Annotated in this window: 14 protein-coding genes and 2 tRNA genes; 4 read left to right on the plus strand and 12 right to left on the minus strand. The window is 65.2% G+C overall.

What is annotated here, in order from left to right; all coding sequences use genetic code 11:
* Positions 1–23: 23 nt before the first annotated feature.
* Entirely contained in the window at positions 24–1,487 is a 1,464-nt protein-coding gene (leuC, locus tag GOAMR_RS02675) for a 3-isopropylmalate dehydratase large subunit (RefSeq protein WP_005182468.1), read from the minus strand.
* 134 nt (positions 1,488–1,621) lie between these two features.
* Between leuC and GOAMR_RS02680 the strand changes: the two genes are divergently transcribed.
* Together GOAMR_RS02680 and GOAMR_RS02690 are read left to right on the plus strand one after the other, a co-directional pair.
* On the plus strand, positions 1,622–2,356 hold the full coding sequence (locus GOAMR_RS02680) for an IclR family transcriptional regulator (RefSeq protein ID WP_040514157.1): 735 nt from the start codon (positions 1,622–1,624) through the stop codon (positions 2,354–2,356).
* Between the two features lie 187 nt (positions 2,357–2,543).
* On the plus strand, positions 2,544–3,461 hold the full coding sequence (locus GOAMR_RS02690) for a hypothetical protein (protein ID WP_005182473.1): 918 nt from the start codon (positions 2,544–2,546) through the stop codon (positions 3,459–3,461).
* A gap of 152 nt (positions 3,462–3,613) precedes the next feature.
* Here the strand turns inward: GOAMR_RS02690 and GOAMR_RS02695 are convergent.
* The 5 genes from GOAMR_RS02695 to GOAMR_RS02715 form a co-directional block, all read right to left on the minus strand.
* Positions 3,614–3,686: transfer RNA gene (locus tag GOAMR_RS02695), tRNA-Glu, on the minus strand.
* A gap of 127 nt (positions 3,687–3,813) precedes the next feature.
* A tRNA-Gln gene (locus tag GOAMR_RS02700) sits at positions 3,814–3,885 on the minus strand.
* A gap of 88 nt (positions 3,886–3,973) precedes the next feature.
* Entirely contained in the window at positions 3,974–5,449 is a 1,476-nt protein-coding gene (gene gltX / locus GOAMR_RS02705; RefSeq protein ID WP_040514158.1) for a glutamate--tRNA ligase, read from the minus strand.
* A gap of 25 nt (positions 5,450–5,474) precedes the next feature.
* Positions 5,475–6,293, minus strand: a complete 819-nt coding sequence (locus GOAMR_RS02710; RefSeq protein ID WP_005182478.1) for an alpha/beta fold hydrolase — start codon at positions 6,291–6,293, stop codon at positions 5,475–5,477.
* Positions 6,290–7,063: a fumarylacetoacetate hydrolase family protein gene (locus tag GOAMR_RS02715; protein WP_005182480.1), complete on the minus strand. Its 774-nt coding sequence runs from the start codon at positions 7,061–7,063 to the stop codon at positions 6,290–6,292. The genes GOAMR_RS02710 and GOAMR_RS02715 overlap by 4 nt, the downstream gene beginning before the upstream one ends.
* 127 nt (positions 7,064–7,190) lie before the next feature.
* On the opposite strand from GOAMR_RS02715, the gene GOAMR_RS02720 reads away from it, so the two are divergent.
* The gene (locus tag GOAMR_RS02720; protein WP_005182482.1) at positions 7,191–8,459 is read left to right on the plus strand and encodes an MFS transporter; all 1,269 of its coding nucleotides are present in this window, start codon (positions 7,191–7,193) and stop codon (positions 8,457–8,459) included.
* Positions 8,460–8,512: 53 nt separating this feature from the next.
* Here the strand turns inward: GOAMR_RS02720 and GOAMR_RS02725 are convergent, their stop codons facing one another.
* Both GOAMR_RS02725 and serA read right to left on the minus strand, forming a co-directional pair.
* Positions 8,513–9,523, minus strand: a complete 1,011-nt coding sequence (locus GOAMR_RS02725; protein WP_005182485.1) for a 3-isopropylmalate dehydrogenase — start codon at positions 9,521–9,523, stop codon at positions 8,513–8,515.
* Positions 9,520–11,115, minus strand: coding sequence for a phosphoglycerate dehydrogenase (serA, locus tag GOAMR_RS02730; protein WP_040514159.1), 1,596 nt, complete (start codon positions 11,113–11,115; stop codon positions 9,520–9,522). The genes GOAMR_RS02725 and serA overlap by 4 nt, the downstream gene beginning before the upstream one ends.
* A 349-nt stretch (positions 11,116–11,464) precedes the next feature.
* Here serA and GOAMR_RS02735 point away from each other — a divergent pair, with 349 nt between their 5' ends.
* Positions 11,465–12,130: a chymotrypsin family serine protease gene (locus GOAMR_RS02735; protein ID WP_005182490.1), complete on the plus strand. Its 666-nt coding sequence runs from the start codon at positions 11,465–11,467 to the stop codon at positions 12,128–12,130.
* A gap of 70 nt (positions 12,131–12,200) precedes the next feature.
* Here GOAMR_RS02735 and GOAMR_RS24645 read toward each other — a convergent pair whose 3' ends face one another.
* The 4 genes from GOAMR_RS24645 to ppsA all read right to left on the minus strand — a co-directional run bounded on the left by GOAMR_RS24645 (position 12,201) and on the right by ppsA (position 17,573).
* On the minus strand, positions 12,201–12,962 hold the full coding sequence (locus GOAMR_RS24645) for a hypothetical protein (protein ID WP_005182493.1): 762 nt from the start codon (positions 12,960–12,962) through the stop codon (positions 12,201–12,203).
* Between the two features lie 442 nt (positions 12,963–13,404).
* Positions 13,405–14,694 (minus strand): hypothetical protein, encoded by a 1,290-nt coding sequence (locus GOAMR_RS02750; protein ID WP_005182495.1) that lies wholly within the window; start codon positions 14,692–14,694, stop codon positions 13,405–13,407.
* The gene (locus GOAMR_RS02755; RefSeq protein ID WP_005182496.1) at positions 14,691–14,990 is read right to left on the minus strand and encodes a WXG100 family type VII secretion target; all 300 of its coding nucleotides are present in this window, start codon (positions 14,988–14,990) and stop codon (positions 14,691–14,693) included. Before GOAMR_RS02755 ends, GOAMR_RS02750 begins: the two co-directional genes overlap by 4 nt.
* A 183-nt stretch (positions 14,991–15,173) precedes the next feature.
* Positions 15,174–17,573 carry a phosphoenolpyruvate synthase gene (gene ppsA, locus GOAMR_RS02760; RefSeq protein WP_005182497.1) on the minus strand — a complete coding sequence of 800 codons (2,400 nt, stop codon included), beginning with the start codon at positions 17,571–17,573 and terminating at the stop codon, positions 15,174–15,176.
* Positions 17,574–17,577 lie beyond the last annotated feature (4 nt).

Consider the following 17,577-nt stretch of genomic DNA (forward strand, 5'->3'; position numbering starts at 1 on the left):
AACGAGTTCGGGAAAGGCTGCGGTCAGGCCAGATCGGCCGGTGCGGCGAGCGTGCCGCGCACCGCGGTGGCGGCGGCCACCAGCGGTGACACCAGGTGTGTCCGGCCGCCCTTGCCCTGTCGCCCTTCGAAGTTGCGGTTGGAGGTCGACGCGCAGCGCTCCCCCGGTGCGAGCTGGTCGGGGTTCATCCCGAGGCACATCGAGCAGCCCGCCTGACGCCATTCGGCCCCAGCTGCGGTGAAGATCTCACCGAGACCCTCGTCTTCGGCCTGCGCCCGCACCCGCATCGAACCCGGCACGATCAGCATCCGCATGCCGTCGGCGACGTGGCGCCCCTTGAGGATTCCGGCGACCGCGCGCAGATCCTCGATGCGGCCGTTGGTGCACGAACCGACGAACACGGTGTCGATCTTGACCTCGCGCAGCGGAGTCCCCGCTTCCAGGCCCATGTAGTCCAGGGCCTTCGCCGCGGCGAGCGACTCGTTCTCGTCCGGGATGAGCGCGGGGTCGGGCACCCGATCCCCAAGCGGCGCACCCTGACCCGGGTTGGTGCCCCAGGTCACAAACGGGGTCAGCTCGGAGGCGTTGATGTGCACCTCGGCGTCGAACTGTGCGTCGGGATCGGTACGCAGCGAATCCCAGTACGCCACAGCGGCGTCCCAGTCCTCGCCCTGCGGCGCGTGATCGCGGCCCTTGAGGTATTCGTAGGTGGTCTCGTCCGGCGCGATCATGCCGGCACGGGCACCGGCCTCGATCGACATGTTGCAGATGGTCATCCGGGCTTCCATCGACAGCTTCTCGATGGCCGGGCCGCGGTACTCCAGCACATAGCCCTGACCGCCGCCGGTACCGATCTTGGCAATGACGGCCAGGATCAGGTCCTTGCTGGTGACGCCGGGACCGAGTTCGCCCTCGACGTTGATGGCCATGGTGCGGAACGGTTTGAGCGACAACGTCTGGGTCGCCATCACGTGCTCGACCTCGGAGGTGCCGATACCCATGGCGATGGCGCCGAACGCCCCATGCGTGGAGGTGTGGCTGTCACCGCAGACCACCGTCATGCCGGGCTGGGTGAGGCCGAGCTGCGGACCGACGACGTGCACGATGCCCTGTTCCCGGTTTCCCATCGGGTACAGGCGAACACCGAACTCCTCGCAGTTGCGGCGCAACGTGTCGACCTGCAGGCGGGAGACCTCGTCGGCGATCGGTTTGTCGATGTCGACCGTGGGAACGTTGTGATCCTCGGTCGCGATGGTCAGGTCCACGCGCCGCAGCGGCCGGCCGGCCGTCCGTAGACCATCGAACGCCTGGGGACTGGTCACCTCGTGCACGAGGTGCAGGTCGATGTAGATCAGGTCCGGATTGCGGTTGCCCGCGTCGTCGACCTCGCCGCGCACGACAACGTGGTCGTCCCAGACCTTTTCGGCCAGCGTCCGCGGCCGGGTCCCGGAGTCACGCCGCGCTTCTTCGATTCGCTCACTGCTCATGACTTTTCTCGCATCTACTCATTCACCAAGCCGAACGGGGGCTGCTCCGCACGGCGCCTTGCGATACCTGCGCCCATCACCGGGACTTCCGCCCGATTTGGATATCCCACTATATGGACAGCTAGTATCGTCCTATGGGAAAGGATAGCGCACCCGAGGTCACCAGCGGAATCGGTGTCCTTGATAAGGCGGTCACCGTGCTGCGGGCGGTTGCCGACGCCCCGTGCAATCTCGGCGAACTGTGCGAGCGCACCAGCCTGCCCCGCGCCACCGCGCACCGTCTGGCCGTCGGGCTGGAGTCACACAGATTGTTGGCGCGCAACGCATCCGGCAGGTGGTATCCGGGACCGGCCCTGGGCGAACTGGCGTCCTCGGCCCACGACCCCGTCCGCGAAGCCTCGCTGATGGTGCTGCCCCGGCTGCGCGAGATCACCGGCGAATCAGTGCAGATCTATCGGCGCGAGGGCACCGAGCGAGTCTGTATCGCCGCGATGGAACCGCCCACCGGCCTGCGTGACACCGTCCCGGTGGGCACCCGCTTCCCGATGAATGCGGGTTCGGCGGCCAAGGTCCTGGCCGCCTGGACGGAGGGCGCCACGCAGCGAGCGCTGCTGGCCGACAGCGTTTTCGGAGAACGCGCGCTGCATGAGATCCGCCGCCGCGGCTGGGCGCAGAGCGCGGGCGAACGCGCCGCCGGCGTCGCCAGCGTGTCGGCACCGGTGCGCGATGCCGCCGGTGAGGTGATCGCCGCGATCTCGGTGTCGGGACCGATCGACAGGATGGGCCGGCGCCCGGGCGCGCGCTGGGCCGCGGACCTGCTCGCCGCCGCCGACGCGATCCAGAAACGCCTGGCGCACGAGGAATCCTGACAGCCGGAACACTCCGTTCGGCCGCGAGTATCCCCAGTGGCCGGTATCGCCCGCCCTACGCATAGCCGGTGTTGCGCGGCCGCACAATAATTCAGGCGGATGGCGCTTTGTCCGGTCTGCGCCTTCCGGGTGCGCTCCTCGTGCGAGGATCAGTGACAACACTGAATATCTGAGAGGACCTGGGACATTGGGCTACCCATACGACCCGAACCAGCCGGGCGACCCGCAGCAGCAGTATCCGGGCGGTCAGCAGTGGCCGCAGAATCCGCAGCAGAACTGGCAGACCCAGCAGGCCGGCCAGCCGCAGCAGGGGTGGCCCGGCCAGGCCGGTTACGGGACACCGGCAGGAACCCCGCCCGCTCCCCCGTCCGGCGGTTCCAAGAAGGTGTTGTGGCTCGGCCTCGGCGTGGCCGCACTGGTGGTCGTCGCCATCGTCGCGCTGGTTCTCGCGCTCACCACCGGTGGCGGTGACTCCGACGACGGCAAGAAGCCGCCCACGGCCGCTGCCAAAGATCTGGTGCTGCCCGAGTCCGGTTTCCCGAGTTCCGTGGGCGGCGAGTTCTCCACCTCCGAGGGCAACGACGATGATGATGACGACGACAACATCACGGTCGACAACGCGGCCTGCAACAGCATCGTGAACGCCGAGGACAAGAACACCGGCAGCGAGAAGGCGTCCCGGGAGCTCAAGATCTCCAACTCCGGCAGCACCTCGTTCTCCGAGCGCACCTACGAAGCGGAACTGACCAAGCCCGTCGACAAGGCCGATCTCGACTCGTTCGACGACACTGTGTCGAAGTGCTCGAACTTCAACATGACCATCGACAACGACGGCACGCCGGTCACGGCGAAGATGACGATGTCCAAGGCATCGCTACCGGGCATCACCGGCAAGTACAAGGCCGCCAAGGTGACCGGTGCGTTCGAAATGAGCGGGTTCAAGGTCAACTTCGTGATGCACGTGGTGCTCGGCATCGAACGGGAGGTCGGTATCGAGATCAACCACGGTCTGGTCAGCACGAGCAACGAGGCCGCATCGGGCGTCGAGTCCGATCTGACGTCGATGTTCAACCAGCAGCGTGAGCTGATCGCCAAGGCGTCCTGAGCATCGAAACCGAGGAAGGGGTGTCCACCGGGCCGGTGGACACCCCCTTTCTCTTTTGTGTTCATCATGGGCGACAAGCTGGGCGGGACATCCAGCGGCCATCAAGAAAAAGAGTTCGACCCCCACCTGCTCGGTGAGGGTCGAACTCGTTGTAGCCCCGACGGGATTCGAACCCGCGCTACCGCCTTGAGAGGGCGGCGTCCTAGGCCGCTAGACGACGGGGCCCTAGGTGTTTCTCTCGCTGAGAGACTGTAACAGTGTGTAACCGAACAGCGTCAGTGACTATACAGTCTGCGGGAGAAACCGCATATTCAGTTCTGAACTCTCACTCACCGTCGTGAGCGATCGCTCGCTGGGGTACCAGGACTCGAACCTAGAATGGCTGAACCAGAATCAGCTGTGTTGCCAATTACACCATACCCCAAGGGGTTTACCCTCTCGGCCCCGTTCAGGGCCGAGAAGAACAATAGCAAAGGTATACCCCTAAACTACAAATCGCCAGGTCAGGGGCACTATTTCGCGTAATTCGCGCGTGCCGAGCGCAGCCGGGCGAGGGTCTTGTCGCGGCCCAGCAGTTCCATCGACTCGAACAGCGGCGGGCTGACGGCCGAACCGGTGACCCCGACGCGGACCGGGCCGAACGCCTTACGCGGTTTGAGCTCCAGCCCGTCCACCAGTGCCGCCTGGAGTGCCTCCTGGATGGCGTCGGTGGTCCAGTCGGCCGATTCGAGCGCAGCAACCGCAGCGTCGAGCACGGGGGCCGCGTCGGCGCCGAGATTCTTGGCCGCCGACTTCTCGTCGACGGTGAACTCGTCGTCGGACACGTACAGGAACGACATCAGGCCCCAGGCGTCGCCGAGCACCTGGATCCGGGTCTGCACGAGGTCTGCGAGGACGGCGAACTTCTCGTCGTCGGCGCCGGCGGGCAGCAGTCCGTGGCCGGTGAGGTACGCCTTGAGCCGGCCGGCGAAGTCCTCCGGGGTCAGCCGCCGGATGTGTTCGGCGTTGATCGCGTCGGCCTTCTTCTGGTCGAAGCGGGCCGGGTTGGAGTTCACGTCGCGCACATCGAAGGCCTCGATCATCTCGTCGAGGGTGAACACGTCGACGTCGGCCTTGTAGCCCCAGCCCAGGAGCGCGAGGTAGTTGAGCAGGCCCTCGGGCAGAAAGCCGCGGTCGCGGTGGTGCAGCAGGTTCGATTCGGGATCGCGCTTGGAAAGCTTCTTGTTGCCCTCCCCCATCACGAACGGCAGATGCCCGAACTCGGGTACCCGCTCGGCGATCCCGATCCGGATCAGCGCCTCGTACAGCGCGATCTGCCGGGGCGTCGACGAGAGCAGGTCCTCACCGCGCAGCACGTGTGTGATCTTCATCATGGCGTCGTCGACCGGGTTGACGAGCGTATACAGCGGTTTGCCGTTGGCCCGGGTCAGCGCGAAGTCTGGGACTGTGCCCGCTTTGATGGTGGTGGTACCGCGGACCAGATCGTCCCAGGCGATGTCGCGATCGGGCATCCGCAGGCGCACAACCCGATCGCGCCCCTCGGCCCGGTAGGCGGCGCGCTGATCGTCGGTGAGGTCGCGGTCGAAGTTGTCGTAGCCCAGCTTCGGATCGCGTCCGGCCGCACGGTGGCGCGCCTCGACCTCCTCGGGGGTCGAGAATGCCTCGTAGGCCTCGCCCGCGTCGAGGAGCTTGCCGACGACGTCGAGGTGAATGTCGGCCCGCTCGGACTGCCGGTACGGTCCGTACGGTCCGCCCACCTCGGGGCCCTCGTCCCAGTGCAAGCCGAGCCAGCGCAGCGAATCGAGGATCGCCTCATACGACTCTTCGCTGTCGCGGGCGGCGTCGGTGTCTTCGATGCGAAACACGAAGGTGCCCTTGTCGTGGCGCGCCTGCGCGAAGTTGAACAGCGCGGTGCGCACCATCCCCACGTGCGGGGTACCGGTCGGCGACGGACAGAAACGAACACGAACCTGATCAGGACTGGACATGCCGATCAGGGTATCGAATCACCTTTCAGAGGCTTCTTGCGAAGTCGATTAGTAGGGCGTTGACCTTTTCCGGCTGTTCCAGATAGCCGAAGTGGCCTGCCTTCTCGACGACCTCGTAGCGCGAGCCGGGGATGGCGTCGGCGACTTCCTTGGCGAGTTTCACCGGGAGGGTGCGGTCGTCGGCGAAGCCGATCACCATCGACGGCACCGTGATGCCGCGGTAAGCGGCCAGCCGGTTGCCCTCGTGTTCGTGGATGCCGTACTGGGCGCGCACACCGGGGGTGACCTTCTGCGGCGAGAAGCCGATGATGTCGAGCCAGTCCTGCGCGGAACGGTCGTCGTCGAGGGTGTGCGGGGACAGGTTGAGGTGCGCGGTGATGGCGGCCTCGTAGTCGGGTGGCAGAGTGATACCGCTGTCGTAGAGGGCGCGCTCACCTGCCGAGATCGCCCGCTGCAGTGGGGTGTTGCGACCGTAGGTCGCGATCATCACGGCACCGCGCACCACGTCGGGCCGCGCGAGGGCGAGTTCCTGGGTGATGTGGGCGCCGAGCGAGGTGCCGACGACGATGGCCGGGCCTTCACCGAGATGCTCGATGAGGCCGGCGGTGTCGGCGACCATGTCGCCGATGGTGAATCCGCCGGGGCATTCCGAACTCGGGGCGATGCCGCGGTTGTCGAAAAGCGCGACACGGAATCCGGCTTTGACGAGGGCGGGCTGCTGGTTGGCCTTCCAGACCCGGCCGGGGCTGCCGGTGCCCATCACCATCACGATCAGCGGCCCGGTGCCGGAGACCTCGTAGGAGATGTCGATGCCGTTGATGCGTGCGATCTCGGGTTTCTTCATGCTTTGTCCACCACGGGGTTCGAGAGTGTGCCGAGGCCGGAGACCGTGACCGACACCCTCTGGCCCGCGGTCATCGGGCCGATGCCTTCGGGGGTTCCGGTGAGGATGACATCGCCGGGCAGCAGGGTCATCACGCGGGAGATCCATTCGACGATCTCGCCGATGCCGTGGATCATCAACGAGGCCCGCGAACGCTGCTTGATCTCGCCGTCGAGTTCGGTGGTGAGTTCGGCGTCGGACGGGTCGAAGTCGGTTTCGATCCAGGGGCCCAGCGGGCAGAAGGTGTCGTAGCCCTTGCCGCGGGTCCATTGGCCGTCGGACTGCTGATGGTCGCGGGCGGTGACGTCGTTGGCGACGGTGTAGCCGAGAATCACGCTCGCCGCCTTGGCCGCGGGAACGTCTTTGCAAGGCTTGCCGATGACGACGGCGAGCTCGCCTTCGTAGTCGACGCGCTGCGACGACGGGGGACGCACGATGGGCACCTCGGGACCGATGATCGAGGTGTTGGGTTTGATGAAGATGACCGGGTCCTCGGGCGCGTCACCACCCATCTCGGCGACGTGCGCGGCGTAGTTCTTGCCGATGCAGATCACCTTGGAGGCCAGGATCGGTGCCAGCAGCCGCACGTCGGCCAGTGGCCACGAGCGGCCGGTGAATGTCGGTGTGCCGAACGGGTGCTCCGCGATCTCCTTGGCGACGGACACGCCGTCGGCTTCTTCGATGGAGACGAAGGCGACGCCGTCGGGGCTGGCGATTCGACCTAAACGCATGCGAGCAGATTACCGACTCCCCGCTCCGTCCATGCACCCCGGCTCCAGACGCCACCCGTGCCGTACTAGAATATGGAACAGCGTTCCCAAATAATGAGACACTGTGAGATGGTCAGGAGGGCTCCACATGCACGACGACATAAGCGACGCCCGGCGGTGGACGATGCTCGTCTGCTCGATGATCGCCGCGATGACCACCACCTGCGTGGTCAGCGGTGTGCCCTATCTCATCCCGACACTGCACACCGGTGAGGGACTCTCGCTCACCACCGCCTCCGTCATCGCCACCGTGCCGACCATCGGACTGATGATCGGCATCATTCCGTGGGGCGTGCTGCTCGACCGCTACGGCGAACGGCTGGTGCTGACGGTATCGCTGTCGGGAACGCTGGTGGGTGCCGTCGCCTCGGCGGCAGCGGCGCTCGGCGACGCACCGACGGCGGCGCTGGCGGCGTGCCTGTTCGTCGGCGGGCTGTCGTCGGGGGCGGCGAACGGCGCGAGCGGGCGGATCGTGGTCGGCTGGTTCCCGGCGAACCAGCGCGGCACGGCGATGGGTTTCCGGCAGATGGCGCAGCCGCTCGGCATGGGATTGTGCGCGCTGACCATGCCGGTGATCGCCGCGGCCCACGGAGTCGGTGCCGCACTGATCGTTCCGGCCGTCGTGACCGCAATCGGTCTGGCGTGCTGTGTCTTCGGGATCAAGGATCCGCCGATGCGGACAGAACCCGCCGGCGCCACGGGCGCCGCCCAGCCGGTCACCCCGGCGGAGAACCCCTACCGGGCAAGCAGTTTCCTGGCGCGGGTGCACGCCGTCAGCGTGGCACTGGTGATTCCGCAGTCGATGCTGTGGACGTTCGTCCCCACGTGGCTGATCGTGGACCGCGGCTGGGCCCCGGCCACGGCGGGAACCCTCATCACCGCAACGCAGATCGTTGGCGCGCTGGGCCGGATCGGAGCCGGGCGGCTGTCGGATGTGATGGGGTCGCGGATGCGTCCCGTCCGGCTCATCGCGATCACCGCGGGCATCGCGACGGGGGCGCTGGCTCTGCTCGACGCCGTCGGATCGCCTGTCGCCGTGGCGATCATGGTGGTGGCGTCGGTGGCATCCGTCGCCGACAACGGGCTCGCTTTCACGGCTATCGCCGAATACGCCGGCCCCCGCTGGAGTGGCCGCGGCCTCGGAATCCAGAACACCGCACAGCATCTCGCGACAGCCGTCACCACACCGCTCATCGGTGCCACGGTCTCGCACCTCGGTTTCGCCGCCGCCTTCGGCCTGACCGCGCTCGCCCCACTGGTCGCCCTCCCCCTGGTCCCCCGCGACGCCACGTCGGTCTCCGACCTCGAAACCGATAGGAGCCGTGTGTCACCGGACAGATCCACCCCGAACCCCTGAGACGACGATGCCCGCGACCATCGCAACGATGGTCGCGGACATCGTGATCGGGGTCAGACGCGGGCGAGGATCCGGTCGCCGATCTCAGCGGTGCTCAGCGTCTCGTCGCCACGGGCTGCCACATCGGCGGCCACGGCGGCCTCGACGCGGGCGGCGTCGGTGTCGCGGCCGAGATGACGGAACAGCAGCGCCAACGACAGGATGGCGGCCGTCGGATCGGCCTTGCCCTGGCCGGCGATGTCGGGTGCGCTGCCGTGCACCGGCTCGAACATCGACGGGTTGGTGCCGGTGGCGTCGATGTTGCCCGATGCCGCCAGCCCGATACCACCGGTCACCGCGGCGGCGAGGTCGGTGATGATGTCGCCGAACAGATTGTCGGTGACGATCACGTCGAACCGCGACGGGTCGGTGACCAGGTAGATGGTGGCGGCGTCGACGTGGCAGTAGTCGGTGGTGACGTCGGGGAACTCTACGCCCACCTCCGCCACGGTCCGCGCCCACATCGACCCGGCGAAGGTGAGCACATTGTTCTTGTGCACCAGCGTCAGCTTCTTGCCACGCGCCTGCGCCCGCGCGAACGCATCGCGCACCACGCGCTCGATGCCGAAGCGGGTGTTGACGCTGACCTCGGTGGCCACCTCGTGCGGGGTCCCGACGCGGATCGCGCCACCGTTACCGGTGTACGGACCCTCGGTGCCCTCGCGGACGACGACGAAGTCGATCTTCGGGTTACCGGCCAGCGGCGACTGCACACCGTCGAACAGGATCGACGGGCGCAGGTTGACGTGGTGGTCCATCGCGAACCGCAACTTCAGTAGGAAGCCGCGTTCGAGCACACCCGACGGCACCGACGGGTCGCCGATCGCGCCGAGCAGGATCGCGTCGTGCTCGCGCAGCGAGGCCAGGTCGGCGTCGGTGAGCAGCTCGCCGGTGGCATGGTAACGCCGCGCACCGAAATCGTAGTCGGTGGTGGTCAGCTCCGGTTCGAGCTTGCGGGCCACCCGCAGCGCCTGGTCGATGACCTCGGGTCCGATGCCGTCGCCGGCGATCACTGCCAGTTTCATGCCAGATCCACCTGTTCGATCAGGGTGGCGTCCACGGCGTCGCGGATCTCGGCGACCAAGTCGTCGCCGAGTTCACGGTCGACGCGCAGGATCAGGGTGGCGCCGTCGCCCTCGACGTCCTGCGACAGCGCGGCTGCGAGGATGTCGACACCTGCGTTGCCCAGCAGGGTGCCGACCTTGCCCAGCGAGCCGGGCTGATCGGAGTAGCTGACGATCAGGTTCAGGCCCTCGGCCCGCAGGTCGATGTTCCGGCCGTTGATGTTGACGATCTTCTGCACCAGACGCGGCTCGGTGAGCGTGCCCGACACGTTGGCGACCGAGCCGTCGGCGAACACCGCCTTGACGTCGACGACGCTGCGGTGGTTGGGGCTCTCGGTGGCGGTGGTGACCTCGCTGGTCACGCCGCGCGCCTGCGCGACCGCGGGCGCATTGACGAAGGTGATCGGCTCGTCGAGCACCGCGGAGAACAGGCCACGCAGCGCCGACAGGCCCAGCACGTCGACATTGCCGGCGGCCAGTTCGCCGAGCACCTCGACGTTGAGCGACGTCGGCACATCGGTGGTGATGGCGCCGATGAGCACGCCGAGCTTGCGTGCCACCTCCAGCCAGGGGGCGACCTCTTCATCGACGGCACCGCCGGTGATATTGACCGCGTCGGGCACGAAGTGGCCGGCCAGGGCCAGGCGCACGCTCTTGGCGACGTCGGTGCCGGCCCGGTCCTGCGCTTCGCTGGTGGAGGCACCCAGGTGCGGGGTCACCACGACCTGCGGCAGGTCGAACAGCGGCGAATCGGTGCACGGTTCGGTGTTGAACACGTCCAGGCCGGCGCCGCGGACCTGGCCGGAGTTGATGGCGTCGGCCAGAGCCTGCTCGTCGATCAGTCCGCCGCGGGCGGCGTTGACGATGACCACACCCTTCTTCGTGCGGGCCAGCTGCTCGGCACCGATCAGGCCGAGGGTCTCAGGGGTCTTGGGCAGGTGCACGGTGATGAAGTCGGCGCGCTCGAGCAGCTCGTCGAGGCTGACCAGTTCGATGCCGAGTTGTGCGGCGCGGGCGGCCGACACGTAGGGGTCGTAGGCGATGATGTGGGTTTCGAACGCGGCCAGGCGGGCGGCGACGAGCTGGCCGATCCGGCCCAGGCCCACCACGCCGACGGTCTTGTCGAAGATTTCGACGCCGTTGAACGAGGACCGCTTCCAGGTGTGCTCGCGCAGGGTCGCGTCGGCTGCGGGGATCTGCCGCGAGGCGGCCATCAGCAGCGCGATCGCGTGCTCGGCGGCGGTGTGAATGTTGGAGGTGGGCGCGTTGACGACCATGACGCCGCGCTCGGTGGCCGCGGGGACGTCGACGTTGTCCAGGCCGACCCCGGCGCGGGCGATGATCTTGAGGTTCTTGCCTGCCTCAAGCACCTCCGCGTCGACGGTGGTGGCCGACCTGACGAGGATCGCGTCGGCGTCGACGACGGCCTCCAGCAGCTTGGGACGGTCGGGGCCGTCTACCCAGCGGACCTCTACACCGTCGCCGAGAGCCTCGACGGTCGAGGGGGCCAGTTTGTCAGCGATCAAGACGACCGGACGTCCTGCAGAGGTCACAGTTCTCTTCTCCAGTATTTCGGTTTGGGATCCACCCGACACCATGGTGCCGACCGGCGGAAACGGTACGTGCGCACCCGCTAGCTTAGAGGTCGCCGGAATGTACGGGACCAGCGGATCTGCCACACGTAGAGGCTGAACACATCGGTGTGTACATTGTGGTCGGTGTTACATGCCGTATGGTCTGTGCACGATTGGGACTTTTCGGACCCGATCGCGCCGAACGGACCACGACGGAACCAAACGGACCCGATCGGGACCCTATTGGCCCGGTACCGGGCATCATGAACTCCGGGAGAACCACTGCCGACGGTCGGTGGTGCGCACTGAAGACGAAGCGGGAGCGCGAATGGTGCAGAGACTGACGGCACTGGTGGCTGTGCTGGCCACGATGGTGCTGGCAGGTTGGGGGGCAGGCCCGGCGAGCGCGGCACCGGCGAAGATCCCCCTCGGCGGGGGGTCGGGCATCTATGTGATGAAGAGCAAGGACATGGCCTCGTCCTGCACCCTGACCACGATCGGCCGCACCAAGACCAACAAGCTGATCGGATTCACGGCCGGTCACTGCGGTGAACGCGGGCAGTACGTGCTGTCGGAGAAGTACACCGACCGGGGCATCGCCGGCATCGTCACCCGCTCCTTCGATGACCTCGACCTCGCCATCATCGAGTTCGACCAGAAGATGGTCACCCCGCTGCGCAAGGTTGCGGGCGTGACCATCAACGGTGTCGACACCCGGCCGCTGTCGTTCCCGACCATCGCCTGCAAACAGGGCCGGACCACCGGCAACACCTGCGGCATCGCCTGGTTCTCCCAGGGCCACGAGCACTACAGCCAGATGTGCATTGTGGAAGGCGATTCCGGTTCCCCCGTCGTCGTCGGCGACAAGCTCGCAGGAATGGTCAACGCCTACTACACCTTCGGCTGCATCGGCACCGAGACCGGCACCAATATCGGCCCCATCCTCAAGCGGGTCGCATCCATACCCGCATACAAGGGCTTCAAGACCATCTGATGATGCCATCAACCCCATCGATAGCCTGCGGCAGATAGGCACGGCAGGTCTATCGGTGGGGGCTATGGCCTCACACGTGGCGGCGAGTGCTTTCGACGAGTGACCCGTCCCTGATCCGGCGCAGCACTCTCACGTCACCGAGTTCGTCACGCAGTGACGGGTGTCGCGCGTAGAAGTCGAGGAGCCAGAACGCGGTGGGCGACCCGGTCGCCAGGTGGGACACGTCAAACGTCATCGCCGACGGCCCTTTTCCGACAGCCACCTTCGTCGATCCCCGCGTGCGCCGGCACGGCACGATCTCGTTGACCTGACCCCATCTGATGTGGACCGGTTTACCGTCGAGTGACCGCGCCACAACTCCATGCGCCGAAAGCACCAGTACATCGCGGGAACCACGCCCGATAACCAGGACACGTTCAATTATTACGCCGACAGCACAAATAATTCCCGTACTATACCATTTCGATTCATCAGACCCGTAGCCACATAATTGAAGGATCACCACTGCCACCAAGGAGATAATAAACGATATCACCGCTATCACATAAAGGTCCCACAATGGTTGATCCACTGGTATCGACAAGGATCTGTCGATGATACGTACACTGCCTTCTCGTGCCCGACGCTTGACAACCAGCACCTGAGCCCGCCAACTCGTCGCAGCCAAGAACAAGAACGGAAAGAAGAATAGGCTCCCCATAGCCACTTGCGCTATGCCCCCATAAAGACAGCAGACGACGAAAAATGTCAGCAGAATTAGCAAGACAATAATCTGCGTGACCACGAGTCCGCGAAAGTATCTGTCCCAGTTCTCCGGCACAGGAACATCCATCACAACCACCTCTCGACCAGCGCCATTTCGTCGGGAGAAAATTCAGTCACAGTACCTCCGGTTCGATACTCTTGGAGCAGCCGGCTCCTGAACACCTCTAATTCACCTTTGAGTGACTCGCGCACGTCCGCACCAATACTTTCGGTCTCTGACACGGGTATACGCCCGGTGCGCCACCCGCAATGCTGGTCATACCACCGGCTGATCGCCCTTCTGGTTCGCCGTTCCGCTTCCGCCTCAGCGACACGCGGATCAAGCCAGAAAAGCAGGTAGTCGTCCGATCTCCACTGCTTGGGCAGGGGAACAATCTCAGCGGCGAGAGTGCAATCGGCAAGTTCGTTCACTACGGCCAGAACTTGGGCACGAGAGTCCGGCATTTGGGCCATTTGATGTATGACACGAAAATACTCACAAGGCAATCCCTCCGACAATGATCCGCCTTTCAACGGGTACACACCCACGGCGCCATCTTCCCGCCGAGGTAGCTTCCTACCGTTCCACCTACCATTGATTTCGCAAACGCAGTCCAGCCATCCGGCATTACCATATTGGCCAGTACGGATCCGATCCCACCACCTGTTCCCCTGAGTCCGGCTTCACATGCTTCGTAGTAATTATCTGCCGTAGCAACGTAGTATGCGGTCGACAGCACTGTGATTGTGGCACTGGCCATATCAGCACCTAGCGCCAAACGCCCGACCCTCCTGGCATCAAGAAATGGAGTACTTCCTTTTCTCAATGAATCCGCATACTGGTCAATGTGCGGAGTCCCCGACATGAAAGTCGATTTCGCGGAATCCCATAAGTCGTTGACCTCGGAGACGACGAGGTTCTTGCCGTCCACACTGGCGACTGCATCCTTACCCGGCCTCTTCGTGACAGTGATCGGCGATTTCCCTTCCCGCTGCAAGGTCGTGATCACTGTTCCATCGTCCTGTTTGACCGAGTGTGAGACCAACGCGCCCTTCGGATCGTACAGATCAAACGACACTGGACGGTTACCATTGTCCGCAGAGGTGTGTACTTGACGACTACCATCGAGCATTTGTAGCTCGGTGATCACCTTGTCACCGTCATGGGAAATTTTCTTGCCGACAACGGTCCCGAACATATGTTTTTCCAGTGCTTGCTGCTGTTTCTCCCGCTCTCCTTCATCGTATGGTGCACCCGTGACATTCTTCGGACTGCCGGGTTGGTCCATCTCTTCCGAAAGGTTGATACCTAGCCAGGAACTGTTGGTATTCCGACGCACCGCCGCTGCGAACTCATTGTCCGCGTTACCCAAATTGCGCAGATGGGAATTCAACTGGTCCTGAAATCCCTGGGCTGCGAGCGCCATCAGTTTCGCCATATCTGGTGTCATCTTCTCCACCCGGACCAGTACCTGCCACTCGTCGGTGACGTACAGGCTTCCTTTCTCGATCACTCCCACCAGCTGATCGATCTTGGTGCGCTCGGATGCGACAAGAGTGCCGTACACGTCGAAGCTCTGCGCAATGCTTGTCCCGATGCAGCCGAGGCAATCGGCGAAGAAGCCGACGCGATCGGCAGCACTCGCCGCGGCGGGCTGAGAATCACCACCCCAGGCCGACCAGTGCTTCAGGGAGGCGATCTGCTGCCCGACTTTGTCGCCGGCCGTGCAGACCGCATTGCCGTCCGTACGAAACGATTCACCGAGCTCGGCGAGTTCGGTTGTCCGCCAGGTCGCGAGCACGCTGCGTGCGGGGATCACGACTTCGGCTCGATCTTGTCGAGCGCGGCCGACAGTTCCTCGTCGGTTGCCTCGTATTCGCCGGCCGCGTTGCGTACGGCACCGGCCATCGCTTCGTACTGCACGGCAACCTTTTTCGCCACCCGTTGAATCTCGGACATCCCGCCCGAGGCCATGAACGCCGTCCTCGAACCCGGTAACAGCCCGCTCAGTTCCTTCATCCTGTCCGGGATCGTGGTGTTCTTGATCGATGATGCTGTCGCATCCACAGTTTCGGCGTACTGCCGCAGGATGGCCGGATTGACCAGTACCCCCATGAATCCCCCTTGTCCACAACGACTGTGATGTGTCCCCCTGCCTCAGGTGCGAGGCAAGTGGCCGACAGAGTAGGACACACTACGGGGTATGGTCCACCACGTTGTCCACAGGCACACACGAACACACCCCCGCGTCCGGGACGCGGGGGTGTGTCGGGTGGCGAGTATGCCGGAGGTGGTTCGCTATTGGGCGCCGGCCAGCGACAGCCAGGTCTGCACGACGGTGTCGGGGGTCAAGGACATCGACTCGATGCCCTGCTGTACCAACCAGGCCGCGAGGTCCGGGTGGTCGGACGGGCCCTGGCCGCAAATGCCGACGTATTTGCCCCGGCGGACACAGGTTTCGATGACCGAGCCCAGCACCTTGAGGACCGCCGGATTGCGTTCGTCGAAGTCGTGGGCGACCAGGCCCGAGTCGCGGTCGACGCCGAGGATCAGCTGGGTCATGTCGTTGGAGCCGATGGAGAAGCCGTCGACGCGGTCGAGGAATTCGTCGGCGAGCAGGTAGTTCACCGGAACTTCGCACATCATGACGATCTGCAGGCCGTTCTCGCCGCGGCGCAGGCCGTGTGAGGCCATGATCTCCAGCACCTGGTCGAGTTCGTCGACGGTCCGCACGAACGGAATCATGATCTTCACGTTGCGCAGGCCCATGTCGTCCCGGACCCGGCGCAGCGCCTCACATTCGAGGGCGAAACAATCCCGGAAATCCGCGGAGACATAGCGGGCCGCGCCGCGGTAGCCGATCATCGGGTTCTCTTCGTCGGGTTCGTAGATATCGCCGGCGAGGAGGTTGGCGTATTCGTTGGACTTGAAGTCCGACAGCCGTACGATCACCGGTTTCGGGTCGAACGCGGCGGCGATCGTCGACACACCTTCGGCGACGCGCCGGATGAAGAACTCGGTGGGCGACGAGTAGGCGGCGGTGGTCTGGTCGACCTGCGCCTGTAGCTCCGGCGCCAGCTCATCGCGGTGAATAAGCGCCTTCGGGTGCACCCCGATCTGCCGGTTGATGATGAATTCCATCCGCGCCAGACCCACCCCGCTGTTGGGCAGTGCGGCGAACGCGAACGCCTGATCCGGGGTGGCGACGTTCATCATCAGCTTCACCGGGATCTCCGGCATCTCGTCGAGCGACGTGCGCTTCTCCTCGAACGGCACCAGCCCCCGGTACACACGGCCGGTGTCGCCCTCGGCGCACGACACGGTGACATCCTGGCCGTCGGTGAGCGCGGTGGTGGCGTCACCGGTACCGACGATCGCGGGCACACCCAGCTCGCGAGCGATGATCGCCGCGTGGCAAGTGCGTCCACCGCGCTCGGTGATGATCGCGGCGGCACGCTTCATCACCGGCTCCCAGTCCGGGTCGGTGATGGCCGCGACCAGCACGTCGCCGGGCTGCACCCGGTCCATCTCCTTGATCGAGCGCAAAACACGTACCGGGCCGGACCCGATCTTCTGCCCGATGGAGCGGCCTTCGACGAGCACGTCGGTGGCATCGGCGGCGGAGCGGTCGATCTCGAAGCGCGACAACGACTGTCCGTCCTCACCGCGGCGGGAGACCACGGTTTCGGGGCGGGCCTGCAGGATGTAGAGCTTGCCGTCGAGGCCGTCGCGGCCCCATTCGATATCCATCGGCCTGCCGTAGTGCTTCTCGATGGCGATGGCGTGCCGGGCGAGTTCGGTGACCTCGTCGTCGTCGATGGAGAACCGCAGCCGTGCCTGGGCGTCGACGTCCTCCCAGCGGGTGGCCGAGTCGATGCCGGTGCCCTCCGCGTAGCGCATCGCCACCGCCTTCTCGCCGACGGTGCGCGACAGGATGGCGTCACGCCCGCTCTTGCCCTCCTCGATGGCGGGTTTGTACACGTAGAACTCGTCCGGGTTCACCGCACCCTGCACCACGGCCTCACCGAGACCGTATGCGGCGGTGATGAAGACGGCACGTTCGAATCCGGATTCGGTATCGACGGTGAACATGACACCTGAGGCCCCGATGTCGGTGCGGACCATCCGCTGCACACCCGCAGACAGGGCTACCTCGTCGTGGATGAAGCCGTTGTGGACGCGGTAGGCGATGGCGCGATCGTTGTACAGCGAGGCGAACACCGACTTGACCGCTTCGAGGATGTTCTCGATGCCACCGATGTTGAGGTAGGTTTCCTGCTGACCGGCGAACGACGCGTCGGGCAGGTCCTCGGCGGTGGCGCTCGACCGGACCGCCCACGTCACCTCGTCGGGGTGGATGTCGGCGGCCACCAGCTTGTCGTATGCGGCGCGGATTTCGTGCTCGAGTTTCTCGGGGAACGGATGATCGAGGATGAGCCTGCGGATCTGCTCACCGCGTTTGGCCAGTTCGGTGACGTCTTCGACGTCAAGACCGTCGAGGATGCCCCGGATTGTCGCATCCAGGCCACCGTGGGCGAGGAAATCCCGGTACGCGTCGGCCGTGGTGGCGAAACCGCCGGGGACCCGGACACCGGCGTCGGCGAGGTTGACAACCATCTCTCCGAGTGAGGCGTTCTTACCTCCGACCTGCGGAACATCGGACATGCCGATTTCGGTGAACCAGAGAATCGTCGACATCGAA

This window comes from Gordonia amarae NBRC 15530, assembly GCF_000241345.1.
In the GTDB taxonomy this organism is placed as follows: Bacteria; Actinomycetota; Actinomycetes; order Mycobacteriales; family Mycobacteriaceae; genus Gordonia; species Gordonia amarae.

Coding starts and splice junctions, on each gene's coding strand:
- GOAMR_RS02680 (WP_040514157.1), top strand. CDS start 1,622: ATGGGAAAGGATAGCGCACCCGAGGTCACCAGCGGAATCGGTGTCCTT.
- GOAMR_RS02710 (WP_005182478.1), bottom strand. CDS start 6,293: ATGAAGAAACCCGAGATCGCACGCATCAACGGCATCGACATCTCCTAC.
- GOAMR_RS24645 (WP_005182493.1), bottom strand. CDS start 12,962: ATGGATGTTCCTGTGCCGGAGAACTGGGACAGATACTTTCGCGGACTC.
- GOAMR_RS02755 (WP_005182496.1), bottom strand. CDS start 14,990: ATGGGGGTACTGGTCAATCCGGCCATCCTGCGGCAGTACGCCGAAACT.
- GOAMR_RS02735 (WP_005182490.1), top strand. CDS start 11,465: ATGGTGCAGAGACTGACGGCACTGGTGGCTGTGCTGGCCACGATGGTG.
- GOAMR_RS02725 (WP_005182485.1), bottom strand. CDS start 9,523: ATGAAACTGGCAGTGATCGCCGGCGACGGCATCGGACCCGAGGTCATC.
- GOAMR_RS02720 (WP_005182482.1), top strand. CDS start 7,191: ATGCACGACGACATAAGCGACGCCCGGCGGTGGACGATGCTCGTCTGC.
- GOAMR_RS02715 (WP_005182480.1), bottom strand. CDS start 7,063: ATGCGTTTAGGTCGAATCGCCAGCCCCGACGGCGTCGCCTTCGTCTCC.
- gltX (WP_040514158.1), bottom strand. CDS start 5,449: ATGTCCAGTCCTGATCAGGTTCGTGTTCGTTTCTGTCCGTCGCCGACC.
- ppsA (WP_005182497.1), bottom strand. CDS start 17,573: ATGTCGACGATTCTCTGGTTCACCGAAATCGGCATGTCCGATGTTCCG.
- leuC (WP_005182468.1), bottom strand. CDS start 1,487: ATGAGCAGTGAGCGAATCGAAGAAGCGCGGCGTGACTCCGGGACCCGG.